The organism is Dyella solisilvae, assembly GCF_003351225.1.
In the GTDB taxonomy this organism is placed as follows: domain Bacteria; phylum Pseudomonadota; class Gammaproteobacteria; order Xanthomonadales; family Rhodanobacteraceae; genus Dyella; species Dyella solisilvae.
Genome location: NZ_QQSY01000002.1, coordinates 633,917 through 649,137 on the forward strand (window position 1 = coordinate 633,917; position 15,221 = coordinate 649,137).

Here is a 15,221-nt window from a genome sequence, read left to right on the forward strand (position 1 = left end):
GTGCGCTGGGATGACGAGCTAGGAAGGGACCGAAGTTCCTCGCATTTCGCGCCTCCTCTAGCCCACGGCGGGGTGACCAACACAACTCACACAGCCTCACCGCAACGACCGTCAGCGCCCAATCCGCTACCATTGGCGGATGAGCGATCACCCCCAGACCACCCACTTCGGTTTCCGCGACGTCCCCGTTGGTGACAAGCAGAAGCTCGTCGGCCAGGTATTCACCTCGGTCGCGAGCAACTACGACCTGATGAACGACCTGATGTCGTTCGGCATCCACCGCCTCTGGAAGCGCCACTTCGTGGCAGTCAGCGGGGTGCGCCGGGGTGACCGCGTGCTGGATCTTGCCGGTGGCACGGGCGACATCGCCGCGTTGCTCAAGCCGGTGGTGGGCGAACAGGGTGAAGTGGTGGTGGGTGACATCAACGCCGCCATGCTTGGCGTGGGTCGTGACCGCCTCACCGACCGCGGATTGGTCGGCGGCCTGCGCTGGGCCCAGCTCAACGCCGAGTGCCTGCCCTTCCCGGACAACAGCTTTGACGCCGTCACGATGGCGTTCGGACTGCGCAACGTCACCGACAAGGACAAGGCGCTGGCGGATATCTGCCGTGTGCTGAAGCCCGGTGGGCGCGCACTGGTGCTGGAGTTCTCGCGCGTGCAGAGCGAGCTGTTCAGCAAGCTCTATGACTTCCACTCGTTCAAGATCCTGCCCAAGCTCGGCCAGCTGTTCGCCGGCGACGCCGACAGCTACCAGTACCTCGCCGAGTCGATTCGCAAGCATCCCGACCAGGAAACCCTGAAGGGCATGATGGAACGTGCCGGCTTCGGTCGCGTCGACGTGCGCAACCTGAGCAACGGCATCGTCGCCATCCACCGCGGTTACAAGTTCTAAGCCCAGTTTCCCGCGGTCACGGGGATGCGTAAGCTGCGCGCATGACGCAGCCATATCGCACCCTCGCCACCTTCGGCGCCCTGCTCGGCACGTTCGGCCTGGCCTTGCAGCTGTGGTTCTCGATCCAGATGACGCTCGACAAGGGCGGCACGGTGCTTGGCGGCGTGTGGCTGTACCTGGGCTTCTACACCATCCTCACCAACATCCTGGTGGCGAAGGTGCTGTCGTCGGCGGCGATCGGGCCGCGCAACGCGATACTGCGCTTCTACCTGCGGCCCGGGGTGCAGACGGCCACGGCGATGAGCATCGCCATCGTCAGCCTGATCTACAACTTCATGCTGCGGCAGCTGTGGCATCCCACCGGCTGGCTGCTGACGGCCGACGTGATCGTGCACGACATCATGCCGCCGCTGTACGTGCTGTACTGGTGGTTCGCCGTACCAAAGGCTGTGCTGCGCTGGTGGCAGGTGCTGGTGTGGCAGAGCTATCCGGCCGGCTATTTCTTCTACGTGATGCTGCGCGGCGCGATCGCTGGCTGGTACCCCTACCCCTTCCTCGACGTGAAGACGCTGGGCTACGCGCAGGTGCTGGTGGATGCGATCGCGGTGCTGCTGGCTTTCATCGCGGTGGGCCTGCTGCTGGTGGCGCTGGGTCGCAGGCAGGCGCGTCGGCAGGCGGCCACGCAGACGACGCCGGCCTGATAGCGACGCTCAGGTCGCGCGCAGGTCCTGCAGCACCTCGCCGTAGCGCAGGGTTTCTTCCTCGTGCGCGGCATCGCGCCAGGTCTCGGCCAGCGCAGCGTCGTACCAGCGGCGCATTGAAGGCAGGGCCAGCAGACGCTGCGCGTAAGCCGCCGCGGGGCCATCCAACGCCAGGCCATAAGTTTGCACGCGAAACGCCACGGGGGCGAAGAACGCATCGACCGCGGTGAAAGCCGCCCCGCCCAGGAACGGACCGCCGAAGCGGGCCAGCCCTTCGTTCCACAGCTCGTTGATGCGCGCTACGTCCGCCTTCAAGGCCGGGCCGATATCGTGCAGGCGCACGCGCAAGCCGCAGTTCATGCCGCATTGCTCGCGCAAGGCGCCAAAGCCCGAATGCATCTCCGCCGCGGCGCAACGCGCCCAGGCGCGCGCCGCGCGATCGGACGGCCAGACGGCCGGATGGTGTTCGGCCAGGTATTCGGTGATCGCCAACGAATCCCACACCACGGTGTCGCCATCCGTCAGACAGGGCACGCGGCCGCTAGGCGAGAAGCTGCGGAATGCCTGCCAGTTCGAGCCCTGCCCGAACGCCACCTGCTGCTCGTCGAACGGAATGCCGAGCTCGCTCATCAGCACCCATGGGCGCAGCGACCACGAGGAGTAGTTCTTGTTGGCGACGTAAAGCTTTGGCATCGGCGGATCTCCCTGCGGTGGCGTCAGGTGTCGAGGATCAGGAGCGTACCGCGACTGCCCGGCGCCACGCTGTGCGGCACGCCCGCCGGTACGACGCACAGCTCGCCTGCCCCGACGCGAACGACCCGGCCGCCCATGCCCAGCAGCATCTCGCCCTCGAGCACCAACAGCCCCTCGGGGTAGTCGTGGCATTCCTCCGGGTAGGCCGCGTGGTCCATGCGCAGCACTTTGAGGTTCGCCTCGCCAAAGCGCGCCAGCACACGCGAGGACCACGCCTGCGGCAAGTCACTCGCCGCGTCGACCAGACGGACCGGCGTCACCGGTTCAGCCCTGCTTGGCCGGCGAGCCAACCACTGGCGCTACCGGCGCGGGCGGACGGCGACGCGCATTGGCCAGCACCACGCCGCCCACGGTGATCACGCCACCGACGAGGGTCAGCAGGGTCGGGCGTTCGCCCAGCCACACCCAGCCGATCAGCACCGCGATCGGCGGCGAGAAGTAGATGAAGCTGCTGACCTGCGAGGCGGAGGCGCGATGCAGCGCCGCGTTCCACGCGACGTAGCCGATGAAGGTGGGCGCGATGCCCAGCCACAGCAGCGCGCCGATATGCGAGGCCGGCGCCACCGCCAGCGCATGCGGCAAACCGAGGCCGAACGGCAGCGCGCCCAGCGTGCCGGCAAAGAAGGTGAAGCCGGTGACGCCCAGCATGCTGTTGCGGGTGAAGAACGGCTTCTGGCCGACGAAGAACACGGCCGAGGCCAGCACGCTCACCAGCACAAGCGCGGCCATCGGTTCCACTTTCACTTCCTTGCCGCTGGTCAGCACCACCGTCACCACGCCGATCAGGGCGACGCCCAGGCCGGTCAGGGTGCGCGGCGACAGGCGCTCGCGCAGCCAGATCGCCGACAGCGCGGCGGTGGCGGCGGGCACCAGCGAGATCAGGATGGCCGCGGTGCCGCTGGCCACGCGGGTTTCTGCCGTGTTTAGGCAGAGGTGGTAGACGGTGAGGCCGATCACGCCGAGCGCGGCCAGCTGGGGCCAGTCGCGGCGCGCCGGCATCGGCACGCGGCGGAACAGCAGCAGCAGCGCGAAGCACAGGGAGCCGATGCCCAGCCGCGCCAGCGCCACCTCACCCGGGGTGAACGAGGACAGCGCGTAGGCGATCGCGGCATAGGCCGACGACCAGGTAAGCAGGGCGATGCCGATATAGGAAAGGGCCCGCCCGTCCAGGCGTTCCGGGGTCTGCATGGGGGTGGTTCCGGTGGGGAATGGTGTGCATCGTAAGGCGCTCAACGGCGCGCTTGAATGATGAATCAGCGTAGGATGGCTACGTTTCGCCAACGAACGAAATGTCCTATGAACGCACTCACCTTTGAATCGAAACCCGTCTGGGACGCCACCGACTGGCAGCTGCTGGAAGCCCTGCAGCACGATGCCCGGCTGGGCTACGCCGAGTTGGGACGCATGGTTCGCCTGTCCGCGCCGGCCGTGGCCGAACGCGTGAAGCGCATGGAAGAAGCGGGGGTGATTTCCGGCTATCGCGCCGTGGTGAACCCGCGCAAGCTCGGCTACGAGATCGACGCCATGATCCGCCTGCGCTGCGACGGCGGCATCTGCGCCCGGGTGGGCTCGCTGGTGGCCGACATCCCCGAGGTGCTCGACTGCCGCCGCCTGGCCGGCGAGGACTCGGCCCTGCTGCGCGTGGTGGCCATGTCCATCCCGCATCTGGAAACCGTGCTCGACCGCCTGCTGAAGATCCATTCCAGCATCAGCACCACCACCCTGGTGGTGCTGCAGACGCCGCATGAGAACCGCCCGGTGACTCGCACCATGTGGAATGCCGCCCGCGCCCTGCTGCAGGACTGAACGAGGCAACCAGTACTTTTGTCACGGTCGGCCCCGCGCTGCGATCCGCATACTCGGGTTGGGTTACTCCTGACCCATCGTTATCCGGGGAAGTTGCATGCGTCGTCTGTGGGTCCTGTTGCTGGGCAGCGGTCTTGCCCTGTCGCCCTGTTCCATCCTGCTGGCCAAGGACGCGCCAGCCGACAAGACCAACACCAGCAAGGACGAAGAGGTGCAGGCCCCCAGCACCGAGACCGCGGTGCGCACCAAACACAGCGTCAGCATCGGCGGCCATTCGGTGGCCTACACCGCCACCGCCGGCACGCTGGTGATCCGCGACGACAAGGGCCAGCCGCAGGCGAGCGTGTTCTACGTCGCCTACACGGTGGACAACGGCAAGCCGGAGAAGCGCCCGGTCACCTTCCTCTACAACGGCGGCCCGGGCTCCTCGTCCATGTGGCTGCACATGGGCTCGTTCTCGCCGGTGCGCATCGCCACCGCCAGCCCCGCGGCGACGGCGCCTGCGCCGTACAAGCTGGTGCCCAACAGCGACAGCCTGCTGGACAAGACCGACCTGGTGTTCATCGACGCGGTCGGCACCGGCTACTCGCGCCCGCTGGGCAAGGCCGAGGGCAAGGATTTCTGGGGCGTGGACCAGGACGTGTCGGCCTTCAGCCGCGCCATCCAGCGCTACGTGACCCTCAACAACCGCTGGAACTCACCCAAGTTCCTCTACGGCGAGAGCTACGGCACCACGCGCTCTGGCGCACTGGTGGATGCACTGCAGGACAAGGGCATGTCGTTCAACGGCGTGGTGCTGATGTCCTCGATCCTCAACTACGGCGTGCGCATGCCGGGCTACGACGAGATGTACGTCGGCTACGTGCCGAGCTACGCAGCGGCCGCCTGGTACCACAACAAGGTGGCCAACAAGCCGGCCGACCTCTCTGCCTATCTTGAGCAGGTGCGCGCCTTCGCGCGCGGCCCCTACGCCACGGCATTGGCCAAGGGCCAGGACCTGCCGCCGGCCGAGGCCGATGCGGTGGCGCGCCAGCTCGCCGCGTATACCGGCCTCAGCGCCCAGTACATCAAGGAAGCAAACCTGCGCGTGGAGCCGTCGCGCTTCCGCAAGGAGCTGCTGCGCAACGAGCGCCGCACCATCGGTCGCTACGACGCCCGCTTCGAGGGTGTGGACGAGGATGCCGCCGGTGAAGTGCCCGGTTACGACGCATCGGACACCGGCATCAGCGGGGCCTTCGTCACCGCCTTCCATGACTACGTGAGCAGCCAGCTCAACTACCACAGCGACCTCGACTATCGCCCGACCTTCAGCGACATCGGCAAGGACTGGGACTGGAAGCACCAGGCCGCGGGCATCAAGCGTCCGCTGCAGACCGCCTACGTCGCCGGCGACCTTGCGCACGCGATGCGCACCAACCCGAACCTGCAGGTGCTGTCGATCAACGGCTACTACGACTTCGCCACGCCGTTCTTCATCACCGAGTACGACCTCTCGCACATGAACCTGGAGCCGTCGCTGCGCGGCAACCTGCATTTCCTGTACTACCCGTCGGGACACATGATCTACCTGAACACCGAAGCGCTGCAGCAGCTCAAGGGCGACCTGGCTCGCTACTACGACGCCACCACCCACTCCTGACCGCCACCGAAAGACATCCCGTCATGCGCCAGTTCCCGCTCGCTTCGCTCGCCCTCGCCGTCACGCTCGCCCTGGGCATCGCGCCCATCCACGCCGCCGATACGCCGCCCAAGGACCAGCCCAAGTCGCAGTCCGAGCAGAGCGACAAAGGCGACAAGGACAACAAGGACAAGAGCGCCGAGGAACAACCGGTACCGGCCGACCGCACCGTGGTGACCAAGCACAGCGTGCGCATTGGCGGACGCAACATCAGCTACACCGCCACGGCGGGACGCATGCTGATCCGCGACGACAAGGGCAAGCCGACGGTGAGCTTCTTCTACGTCGCCTACACCGCCGACGGCGGCAAGGACAGCAAGCGACCGGTCACGTTCTTCTACAACGGCGGCCCGGGTTCCTCCTCGATGTGGCTGCACATGGGCTCCTACGGTCCGGTGCGCGTGGCCAACGACGGCGACAAGCCGATCCCGCCGGCGCCCTATCGCTTCGCGCCCAACGAGTACAGCCTGCTCGACAAGACCGACCTCGTGTTCATCGACGCGCCTGGCACCGGCTATTCGCAGCTCGTCGGCAAGACCGAAGGCAAGGACGTGTGGGGAGTGGATCAGGACGCCGATGCGTACACCCGCTTCATCACCCGGTATGTGGGCGCCAACAACCGCTGGAACTCGCCCAAGTTCCTGTTCGGCGAAAGCTACGGCACCACGCGTTCGGCGGTGCTGGTGAAGTCGCTGCAGGAAAAGGGCATGGAGTTCAACGGCGTCGTGCTGATGTCCTCCATCCTCGACTTCACCGTGGCAGCGCCCGGCATCGACCGCGGCTACGTCGCCAACCTGCCCACCGAGGCGGCGATCGCCTGGTACCACAACAAGGTGCCGAACAAGCCCGCCGACATCGGCAGCTTCCTCGCCGAAGTGCGCCGCTTCGCGGCGGGCGAGTACACGCTCGCGTTGGCCAAGGGCGACGCCATCGACCCGGCCGAGGCCGATCGCGTGGCCAGCCAGATGAGCCGTTACCTCGGGCTGTCGCCGCAGTACATCAAGGAAGCGAACCTGCGCGTCGGGCCAAGCCGCTTCCGCAAGGAGCTGCTGCGTGACCAGCGCCGCACGGTGGGCCGCCTGGACGGGCGTTTCGAGGGCATCGATCCGGATGCGGCCGGCGAGTCGCCCGATGGCGACACCGCCAGCGACGCCATCACCGGCGCCTACGTGGCCGTCTTCAACCAGTACGCGGCGAACGAGCTGAAGTTCACCGAAGATCGCCCGTACCTGCCCAACAACTATGCCGCGATCGGCAAGAACTGGGACTGGAAGCGCAAGGACAGCGGTGGCTGGCTGCAGGCCACCTACGTCGGCAGCGACCTGGGCGACGCCATGCGCCGCAATCCGCACCTGAAGGTGTTCTCGGCCAACGGTTACTACGACCTGGCCACGCCGTTCTTCGCCACTGAATTCGACCTCAGCCACCTGGGCCTGGAGCCAGCCCAGCGCAAGAACATCAGCTTCGGTTTCTACCCGTCGGGCCATATGATCTACATCGATCAGGCCTCGCTGCAGAAGAGCAAGGCCGACCTTGCCCGCTTCTACGACGACGCCGCACCGTGAACAAACCTCCCGACCACGACGCCGCTGGCGAACACGACGAACAGCCGCTCGACCCTTCGCGCCGCCGCCTGCTTGGCGGTCTGGCGCTGGGCGGCGCGGCGTTGGCGATCGGTGGGCGCGAGGTCCTGGCCGGCACGCCCACGCCGGCTGATACGTCCGCATCGACGGCGCTGGACGCCGCACTGCGCCAGCACATCCAGCGCGTCGTGGTTATCTACGCCGAGAACCGCAGCTTCAACAACCTCTTCGCCAATTTCCCCGGCGTGGAAAAACCGCTCAGCGCGCTCGCGCCCGAGCAGTTCCTGCAACGCGACCGCGACGGTTCGGAGCTGAAAACGCTGCCGCCGATCTGGCACGGCCTGGCGCCGCACCAGCAAACGGTGCATCACCGCACCTACCAGGTGATGCAGGACGATATCGTCGACCTGCCGAACGCCCCGTGGGCGCTGCGCACAGGCAAGGGCGATCCGTTGCCGCACGGTGTGGTGACGCGCGACCTGGTGCACGCCTTCTACGAAAACCAGCAGCAGATCAACGGCGGCCGCAACGACGGCTTCGTCGCCTGGGGCGACACCGGCGCCATGGTGATGGGCCACTACGCGGACAGCGCGGCAAACCTGCGGCTGTGGCATCTCGCGCGCCAGTTCACGCTGTGCGACAACTTTTTCATGGGCGCCTTCGGCGGCTCGTTCCTCAACCACCAGTACCTGGTGGCGGCGCAACCGCCGTTCTATCCGCAAGCGGACCAGAGCCCGGCGCGCTTCAACATCGCCGTGACCGAAAGCGGCCGCGCCGACGACACGCGCCTGAAGCTCGCCGACGACTCACCGGCCAGCGCGATGCAGGGCAAGCCGAAATTCGTCTCGCGCAGCCAGCTCACCCCCGATTTCTGGGCGGTGAACACCATGATGCCGCCGTATGCGCCGACGCCCACGCGGTCGTCCACGGACCCGCTGCTGGCCGCGGAAGACAGCCCCAACGTGCTGCCTCCGCAGGCGCACAAGACCATCGGCGACGTGCTTTCCGCCGCTGACGTGGAGTGGGCCTGGTACGCCGGCGCGTGGCAACAGGCGCTCGACGGCAAGGGCGATGGCGACGAACGCCAGTTCCCGCAGCGGCCGAATTTCCAGATGCACCACCAGCCGCTCAACTACTTCAAGAGTTTTGCGCCTGGTTCCGAGGCGCGCGCGAAGCACCTGCGCGACGGCGGCATGGGCGAGACCGCGCAGACCAACCGCTTCCTCGCCGACATCGAGGCCGACCGGCTGCCGACCGTGACGTTCTACAAGCCGCAAGGCGACCTGAACATGCACGCCGGCTACTCGGACGTCGACGCGGGCGACCGCCACATCATGCGCATCATCGACGCCTTGCAGAAGTCACCGTCGTGGAAGCACACGCTGGCGATCATCACCTTCGACGAAAACGGCGGCTGGTGGGATCACGTGGCCCCGCCGAGGGGCGACCGCTGGGGACCGGGATCGCGCATCCCCGCCCTCGTCGTGTCGCCGTTCGCGAAGAAGGGCCACGTCGACCACACCGTGTATGACACCGGTTCGATCGCGCGCTTCCTCACGCGCCGCTTCAGCCTGGAGAAGCTGCCGGGGCTGGCCATGCGCGAGCAGGCGATGCTGGCGGCCGGCGGCGCCGCGCCGGGCGACCTCACCAACGCCCTGCATTTCGAGGCCTGAACCAATGCCATCGCGCGTGCGCAGCGAGCCTGCGCCACGCACGTAGTGCTAACAATGGCGGTGCGATACTCCGCGCTCTCACGACCGGAGTCCCCCATGCGTCGCATCCGCCTATTCGCCGCTGTCATCGCCATGGCCTGTGCCGCGAGCGCGCTCCATGCGCAGATCGGCGTCGGCAGCATCGCCACCCAGATCCAGAACTGGCAGAAGAACTTCGACGCCGCGGACACGAACCACGATGGCATGCTGACCAAGGAAGAGGCGCAGAAGGGCCCGGTGCCGTTCATCCGCGAGCATTTCGACGAGATCGACAAGCAGCACCGCGGGATGGTGTCCAAGCAGGACGTGTCCGACTACGTGCGCGCGATGCAAGGCGCCGGCCCGGCCAAGGCCAGTACGAGCCGCTGAAAGGCGCCGCGTGGGGATGGCGAGCTCTTAGCTGGCGCCCACCTCCCTAAGGCGTCATTCCTGCGGAAGCAGGAATCCAGCGTCTTTCGACCTGTGCTGGTGCTGCGATTGCCTCCGCCCACCGGGGGGTGACCCTCCGCACGGGCGGCCGCCAGTCCGCCAATGGCATACTCGGCGTTCCTGCTTCTGGAGTCGCCCCGATGCGCCCCTTCCACGCCCTCGCCTTCGGCGCCCTCGTGCTGCCGCTGAGCGCCTTCGCCGCCGATCCGCATTCCTATGCCCAGCCCGACCAGGTCGTCGTCACTCACCTGGACCTGGACCTGAAGATCGACTTCCCCAACAAGGAACTGGATGGCCAGGCCACGCTGAAGCTGGACTGGAAGGACCCCAAGGCGCAGTCGCTGGTGCTGGATACCCGTGACCTGAAGATCGCCAGCATCGAGGGCATCGACGCCGCCGGCAAAGCCAGCGCGCTGAAGTTCGCGCTGGCGCCGCGCGACAAGGAACTGGGCAGCAAGCTCACCATCGCTACGCCGCAGCACCCGGCGCAGGTGCGCATCGTCTATACGACCGTGCCGACCGCCTCGGGTCTGCAGTGGCTCACTCCGGCGCAGACCGCGGACAAGAAGCTGCCCTTCATGTTCTCGCAGTCCGAATCCATCCACGCGCGCTCCTGGGTGCCGCTGCAGGATTCGCCGGCGATCCGCTTCACCTACAACGCCCACGTCACCGCACCGAAGGATGTGCGCGTGGTGATGAGCGCGCTCAACGACGCCAACCATCCGCTCAACGGCGACTACTCGTTCGAGCAGCCGCACCCGATTCCCTCCTACCTGCTGGCGATCGGCGCCGGCGACATCGACGCGAAGGAAACTGGGCCGCGCTCGGCCGTCTACGCCGAGCCCAGCGTGGTCGGCAAGGCGGCCAAGGAATTCGAGGACACCGAGAAGCTGATCCAGGCCGCAGAGAAGCTGTACGGACCGTACGCCTGGGGCCGCTACGACCTGCTGGTGCTGCCGCCGTCGTTCCCGTTCGGCGGCATGGAAAACCCGAACATGACCTTCGCCACGCCGACCCTGCTGGTGGGCGACAAGAGCCTGGTCTCGGTGATCTCGCACGAACTGGCGCACTCGTGGTCGGGCAACCTGGTGACCAGCGCCACCTGGCGCGACATCTGGCTCAATGAGGGCTTCACCACGTACGTGCAGGGTCGCATCACCGAGGCGGTGTTCGGCAAGGAGCTGGCCAACCAGGAAGCCCTGCTCTCGGCGCGCGCGCTGCAGAAGACCATCGGCAGCATGCCGCCCAACGCGCAGAAGCTGGCGCCCGATCCGCGCGGCATCGGCGCCGACGATGCGCTGACGCAGGTGGCCTACGACAAGGGCTCGTGGTTCCTGCGCACGATGGAGCAGCGCTTCGGGCGCGAGACTTTCGACGCCTATCTGAAGGGCTACTTCGCGCACTTCGCGTTCCAGAGCATCACGACCGAGCAGATGCTGGAGTACCTGAAGGCCAATCTCTTCGACAAGAACCCCGGCAAGATGAGCTGGGATGAGGTGAACGCCTGGGTGTTCGAGCCGGGCATCCCGAAGGACGCGCCGCTGCCCGATTCGCCCCGTTTCGACGCGATCGACAAAGAGCGGGCCGCCTTCCTCGCCGGCAGCCTGACGGCCGACAAGCTGGACGCCAAGGGTTGGAGCACGCAGGAGTGGATGTACTTCCTCGACGGACTGCCGGAAGTGACGCCGCTGGACAAGATCCGCCAGATCGACGACGCCTGGCATCTCACGGGCACGCCGAATGCCGAGATCGGCATGCGCTGGTACACCCGCGCCATCACCGCCGGCGACAAGAACGTGTGGAACGCCGCCGCCGAGCACATGACCCGCATCGGCCGCCTGTACCTGACCATGCCGCTGTACAAGGCGTTCGTGCGGACGCCTGAAGGCCTCGCCTTCGCCGAGCAGGTCTATGCCAAGGCCAAGGCCGGCTACCACCCGCTGACGCAGCAGGCGGTGGAGGCGTTGTTCGCCAAGGCCAGAAAGAGCGGCAAGTAAACCGCCCTGGGCGCGCCTCCTTGCAAAAGGGGGCGCGCGCCGCCATCGAAGGCCCCGATCCCAACACGGACTCGCCATGACTGCCAAACCCAGCAAGCCCGCCACGCCTGTTTCCACGCGCCCGCTGTGGCAGCGGCTGGCCCTGCGCCGATTGAAGTTCCTCGCCGTGCTGGCGGGCCTGCTGCTGGTGGTGCTGGGCGGCTCCTACCTGTTCGCCCCGCAGTGGCTGATGAAGGCCGAGATCAAGCGGCAGGAGATGGCCGCGCACGTGGACAAGCATTCGGTGCAGGTGGGCGACACCAACTGGGTCTACTACGAAGGCGGCACGGGCCCCACCCTGCTGATGCTGCATGGCTTCGACGCCAGCAAGGAACTGTGGCTCAAGCAGATGGAACTGCTGTCGCCGCATTTCCACGTGATCGCGCCGGACCTGCCGGGCTGGGGTGAGTCCAGCCGCGTCGAAGGCGCCAGCTACAACATCGACGCCCAGGTGGCGCGACTGCATGGCTTCGTGGAGGCGCTCAAGCTGCCGCCCATGGTGCTGATCGGCCACTCCATGGGCGGCGCCATCGCCGGCGTGTACGCCGCCGAGCATCCCGAGCACGTGGCCGAACTGGCCCTGCTCGACTCCTTCGGCCTGAAGGCCAACGAGAACGAATTCTCCCGCCAGGCCAAGGCCGGCAAGAACCCGTTCCAGTACGACACCCGCGAACAGTTCGCCACCGCCACCGCGCTCGCCTTCGCCAAGCCGCTGGATATGCCGGGCCGCTTCCAGGACGTGCTGATCAAGCGCAACCAGGAAAACCGCCCCTTCATCCAGCGCACCTTCAACGAGCTGAGCGATCCCTCGCAGTACCTCTCGTTGCAGAACCGGCTGGACCAGCTGCAGATGCCGGTGCTGGGCCTGTGGTGCCATGACGACAAGATCATCGACATATCGGCGCTGGACAGCCTGCGCAACGGCCTGAAGAACGCCGCCGCGATCAGCACCAGCACGCTCAGCGGCTGCAACCACATGCCGATCATGGAGAAGCCGGACGAGACGGCGCGCATCCTGACGGCGTTTGCGCTGTCGCACTGAGGCCATGCGGAAGGAACGGGTCGCGCGCAGCGCGCGCGGCCCTGGCGTTACAGCACGCCCGGAATCAACGCCTTCACCTGGCGCATGTAGTTTTCATACGGCGCGCCAAAGTTCTCGCGCATCCAGCGCTCCTCCAGCCGCAACTTGAACCAGAACGAGACGGCCACGATGGCGATGGTGAACACGCCACGCCATTCACCGATGGCGAGGGCGGTGCCGGTAAAGGCGAGCAACAGCCCGCTGTAGATCGGATGGCGCACGAAGCGATAGGGACCGCGCTGGATCAGCTCGTGGTCCTGCTTGACCTGCACCACCGAACTCCAGTTGCGCCCCAGCACGAAGCGGGCCCAGCAGGCGAAGGCGATGCCGGCCATCGTCAATGCGGCGCCCGACAGTGCTGACAGCGCATTCGCCGGATAAAGGCGCATGCCCAGCCAGCTTCCATCAAACCGGTGCGACGGCAGGATCAAGAAGATGCCCACCGCCAGCGGCAGCCAGTACTTGAGCACGCGCGGCAACACCGGCTCGCTGCGACTCGCTCCCTTCACCCTGCGCCAGCCCCACAGCCAGTACAGCACGAACAGCAGCCACGACAGTTCGATGATCGACATGACTGGCAAGTCCACGGCGCCCCCGTTTCCGCGAATGGAGGCCACAGGTTCCGCTGGATGTGCTGGCCAAGGCAAGTGGCGTCCGCCATCGCCGGCCAGCGAGGCGCCGCTCAGTCAGCCACGTCGGCGATCAGCCGATCCAGCTCCGTCTTCAGCCAGGCGCCGTTGAGGCGCAGCCAGTCGCGCTGCTCGCGCCAGTCGGGGAACAGCCCTTCCACCTGCGCCCAGAAACGCGGCGCGTGGCTGCGCACCTTGAGGTGGCAGAGCTCATGCGCCAGTACGTAGCGCAGCGCCGCGGGCGGCGCCAGCGCCAGCGCGAGGTCGAGGTTGATGCGGTCGCGCGTATCGAGGCTGCCCCACAGGCTCTTCATCGGGCGCACGCGCAAGGCGGTCGGGGCGAGGCCGAGCATCGGCACGTAGCCTGCGAGCCAGCGCGACACGTCGCGACGGATCTGCGCTTCGAAGAACGAGGCGAGCAGGCCGCGCGCCACTGGCAACGCACGCGTGTGCGGCCGCGGAATGGTCAGCGTCACCGTGCCCTCGCCGGCGTCCACGCGCGGGTACGGGCCGTCGGCCCAGTCCAGCTGCACGGTTTCGCCGCGCAGGAGAAATTCGGTGGGCGTGCCGACGCGCAGCGGCGGCGCCGGTTTGACGATGAGGTGCAACTCGTCGAGCTTGCGCTCGAGCCAGTCGGCGTGATGACGCAGAAACGCGCTCACTTGCGCCGGATGCGTGCCGTGCGGATACGACACGCGCGCGCCCTTGGGCGTGACCGTGAGGCGCAGCCGACGCGCACGCGGATGCGCGGTCTTGAGCACGCGGATGGTGCTACCGCTCGCGGTGGCCAGTTCCAGCCAATCGCCTTCGAGATGCTGCGTCATGTTCCCGCCCTACTGCGCACGCCTGTTGCACGGCGTCCAGGCCTCTCAGTGTCCCTCACGATATGTGGGGGAAGCATGCAGGCTTCGCAAGACGAGGCGGTGACCGCAATCCCCTGACTTTTGGCCCGGGGATGGCGTCTCACGTGGGACGTGGACTGGCTCAGGCCTCAGCCGGACGCGGCAGGCCGAACCACTCCTCCAGCTTGCCGAGCAGGCGCTCCAGCTCCAGCGTCAGCAGGGCGAAGGTGGCGTCAGCCTCGGCGGCGGCGTCGGGATGGCTGTCGCCTAGTTCGTCGGTGATCACGTCGAGGAACTTCAGCTTTCGCACGATCAGGTCCTCGCCCAGCACGAAGCTCATGCGCTCATCGAAGATGAGACCGAGCTGGAACACCTGCTTGCCGTTGCGCAGGTGCTCCTTCACCTCTTCGCCGTCCAGGTCCTGGCGGCGGCACTTGGCGATCGCGCCGGTGGCCGACGCCGGATCCCTCAGCTCGACCTCGTCGCCCAGGCTTAGCCCGCCCGGCAGGTTGCCGTTGGCCAGCCAGTCGGTCATCAGCACACGGGGACCTTCCTCCGGCGCCAGCGGCACCGCGGGGAAGCTGCCCAGGGCCTCACGGATCTGGGTCAACGCATTCTCAGCCGACTTGCGACTGGAGGTGTCCAGCACCAGCCAGCCGTGCTTCTTGTCCACGTAGGCGCGCATGCGCGAGCTGCGGATGAAGGCGCGCGGGACGAGTTCGTTGAGCACGTCTTCCTTCAGGCGCTTGCGTTCGCGGCCGCCGACCTTGCGGCCTTCTTCTTCGGCGATCTTCTGCACGCGGCGCTGAAGTTCGTCGTTTACCACCGAACCTGGCAACAATTTGTCCTCGCTGCCCACGGTGACCATGGTGCAGGCGTGGACGGCGTGGGTGAGCGACGCTTCCTCACCCCGCCCCACCGGCGGCACGAAACCCTTGGTGCCCATTTCCATCGGGCCACAGGGACGCAGGCGATGGTCGCCCAACGCCTCATCCAGGCGGTTCAGGTCGTCGGCAACGGCGGGGGAAAAGCGGAACAGCGTGAGATTGCGAAAAAACATTCGGTATCCGGTTCAGGGC

At 66.9% G+C, this 15,221-nt stretch carries 15 protein-coding genes; 9 read left to right on the plus strand and 6 right to left on the minus strand.

Annotated features, from left to right (window positions below):
- Positions 1-139: 139 nt before the first annotated feature.
- Entirely contained in the window at positions 140-892 is a 753-nt protein-coding gene (gene ubiE / locus DVT68_RS10015; protein ID WP_114824922.1) for a bifunctional demethylmenaquinone methyltransferase/2-methoxy-6-polyprenyl-1,4-benzoquinol methylase UbiE, read from the plus strand.
- A gap of 41 nt (positions 893-933) precedes the next feature.
- The gene (locus DVT68_RS10020) at positions 934-1,593 is read left to right on the plus strand and encodes a Pr6Pr family membrane protein (protein ID WP_114824923.1); all 660 of its coding nucleotides are present in this window, start codon (positions 934-936) and stop codon (positions 1,591-1,593) included.
- 9 nt (positions 1,594-1,602) lie between these two features.
- Here DVT68_RS10020 and DVT68_RS10025 read toward each other — a convergent pair whose 3' ends face one another.
- Genes DVT68_RS10025 through DVT68_RS10035 form a run of 3 tightly spaced genes read right to left on the minus strand, consistent with a single transcriptional unit; the run spans position 1,603 to position 3,534 of the window.
- Entirely contained in the window at positions 1,603-2,286 is a 684-nt protein-coding gene (locus DVT68_RS10025; protein ID WP_114824924.1) for a glutathione S-transferase family protein, read from the minus strand.
- Between the two features lie 23 nt (positions 2,287-2,309).
- Positions 2,310-2,606: a cupin domain-containing protein gene (locus tag DVT68_RS10030; RefSeq protein ID WP_233523422.1), complete on the minus strand. Its 297-nt coding sequence runs from the start codon at positions 2,604-2,606 to the stop codon at positions 2,310-2,312.
- 4 nt (positions 2,607-2,610) lie between these two features.
- Positions 2,611-3,534, minus strand: a complete 924-nt coding sequence (locus tag DVT68_RS10035) for a DMT family transporter (protein WP_114824925.1) — start codon at positions 3,532-3,534, stop codon at positions 2,611-2,613.
- A 108-nt stretch (positions 3,535-3,642) separates the two neighbouring features.
- Between DVT68_RS10035 and DVT68_RS10040 the strand changes: the two genes are divergently transcribed.
- The 7 genes from DVT68_RS10040 to DVT68_RS10070 all read left to right on the plus strand — a co-directional run bounded on the left by DVT68_RS10040 (position 3,643) and on the right by DVT68_RS10070 (position 12,632).
- Complete coding sequence (locus DVT68_RS10040) at positions 3,643-4,152, plus strand: Lrp/AsnC family transcriptional regulator (protein WP_114824926.1); 510 nt, start codon at positions 3,643-3,645, stop codon at positions 4,150-4,152.
- 97 nt (positions 4,153-4,249) lie between these two features.
- Positions 4,250-5,791, plus strand: a complete 1,542-nt coding sequence (locus DVT68_RS10045; RefSeq protein ID WP_114824927.1) for a S10 family peptidase — start codon at positions 4,250-4,252, stop codon at positions 5,789-5,791.
- A gap of 23 nt (positions 5,792-5,814) precedes the next feature.
- Complete coding sequence (locus DVT68_RS10050) at positions 5,815-7,395, plus strand: S10 family peptidase (RefSeq protein WP_114824928.1); 1,581 nt, start codon at positions 5,815-5,817, stop codon at positions 7,393-7,395.
- The gene (gene acpA / locus DVT68_RS10055) at positions 7,392-9,086 is read left to right on the plus strand and encodes an acid phosphatase (RefSeq protein WP_114824929.1); all 1,695 of its coding nucleotides are present in this window, start codon (positions 7,392-7,394) and stop codon (positions 9,084-9,086) included. Before DVT68_RS10050 ends, acpA begins: the two co-directional genes overlap by 4 nt.
- A 96-nt stretch (positions 9,087-9,182) precedes the next feature.
- Positions 9,183-9,494 (plus strand): EF-hand domain-containing protein, encoded by a 312-nt coding sequence (locus DVT68_RS10060; RefSeq protein ID WP_114824930.1) that lies wholly within the window; start codon positions 9,183-9,185, stop codon positions 9,492-9,494.
- Positions 9,495-9,694: 200 nt separating this feature from the next.
- Positions 9,695-11,551: a M1 family metallopeptidase gene (locus tag DVT68_RS10065; RefSeq protein ID WP_114824931.1), complete on the plus strand. Its 1,857-nt coding sequence runs from the start codon at positions 9,695-9,697 to the stop codon at positions 11,549-11,551.
- A 76-nt stretch (positions 11,552-11,627) separates the two neighbouring features.
- Positions 11,628-12,632, plus strand: a complete 1,005-nt coding sequence (locus DVT68_RS10070) for an alpha/beta fold hydrolase (protein ID WP_114824932.1) — start codon at positions 11,628-11,630, stop codon at positions 12,630-12,632.
- A 47-nt stretch (positions 12,633-12,679) separates the two neighbouring features.
- Here DVT68_RS10070 and DVT68_RS10075 read toward each other — a convergent pair whose 3' ends face one another.
- The 3 genes from DVT68_RS10075 to DVT68_RS10085 all read right to left on the minus strand — a co-directional run bounded on the left by DVT68_RS10075 (position 12,680) and on the right by DVT68_RS10085 (position 15,202).
- Positions 12,680-13,243, minus strand: a complete 564-nt coding sequence (locus tag DVT68_RS10075) for a methyltransferase family protein (protein ID WP_233523423.1) — start codon at positions 13,241-13,243, stop codon at positions 12,680-12,682.
- 110 nt (positions 13,244-13,353) lie between these two features.
- Positions 13,354-14,124, minus strand: a complete 771-nt coding sequence (locus DVT68_RS10080; protein WP_114824934.1) for a M48 family metallopeptidase — start codon at positions 14,122-14,124, stop codon at positions 13,354-13,356.
- A gap of 160 nt (positions 14,125-14,284) precedes the next feature.
- Positions 14,285-15,202, minus strand: coding sequence for a recombination-associated protein RdgC (locus tag DVT68_RS10085; protein WP_114824935.1), 918 nt, complete (start codon positions 15,200-15,202; stop codon positions 14,285-14,287).
- Positions 15,203-15,221: the final 19 nt, after the last annotated feature.

Bases quoted from the DNA above. Each gene is read 5' to 3' on its own strand.
- ubiE (WP_114824922.1), top strand. From the start codon at position 140: ATGAGCGATCACCCCCAGACCACCCACTTCGGTTTCCGCGACGTCCCC.
- DVT68_RS10020 (WP_114824923.1), top strand. From the start codon at position 934: ATGACGCAGCCATATCGCACCCTCGCCACCTTCGGCGCCCTGCTCGGC.
- DVT68_RS10025 (WP_114824924.1), bottom strand. From the start codon at position 2,286: ATGCCAAAGCTTTACGTCGCCAACAAGAACTACTCCTCGTGGTCGCTG.
- DVT68_RS10035 (WP_114824925.1), bottom strand. From the start codon at position 3,534: ATGCAGACCCCGGAACGCCTGGACGGGCGGGCCCTTTCCTATATCGGC.
- DVT68_RS10040 (WP_114824926.1), top strand. From the start codon at position 3,643: ATGAACGCACTCACCTTTGAATCGAAACCCGTCTGGGACGCCACCGAC.
- DVT68_RS10045 (WP_114824927.1), top strand. From the start codon at position 4,250: ATGCGTCGTCTGTGGGTCCTGTTGCTGGGCAGCGGTCTTGCCCTGTCG.
- DVT68_RS10050 (WP_114824928.1), top strand. From the start codon at position 5,815: ATGCGCCAGTTCCCGCTCGCTTCGCTCGCCCTCGCCGTCACGCTCGCC.
- DVT68_RS10060 (WP_114824930.1), top strand. From the start codon at position 9,183: ATGCGTCGCATCCGCCTATTCGCCGCTGTCATCGCCATGGCCTGTGCC.
- DVT68_RS10065 (WP_114824931.1), top strand. From the start codon at position 9,695: ATGCGCCCCTTCCACGCCCTCGCCTTCGGCGCCCTCGTGCTGCCGCTG.
- DVT68_RS10070 (WP_114824932.1), top strand. From the start codon at position 11,628: ATGACTGCCAAACCCAGCAAGCCCGCCACGCCTGTTTCCACGCGCCCG.
- DVT68_RS10075 (WP_233523423.1), bottom strand. From the start codon at position 13,243: ATGTCGATCATCGAACTGTCGTGGCTGCTGTTCGTGCTGTACTGGCTG.
- DVT68_RS10080 (WP_114824934.1), bottom strand. From the start codon at position 14,124: ATGACGCAGCATCTCGAAGGCGATTGGCTGGAACTGGCCACCGCGAGC.
- DVT68_RS10085 (WP_114824935.1), bottom strand. From the start codon at position 15,202: ATGTTTTTTCGCAATCTCACGCTGTTCCGCTTTTCCCCCGCCGTTGCC.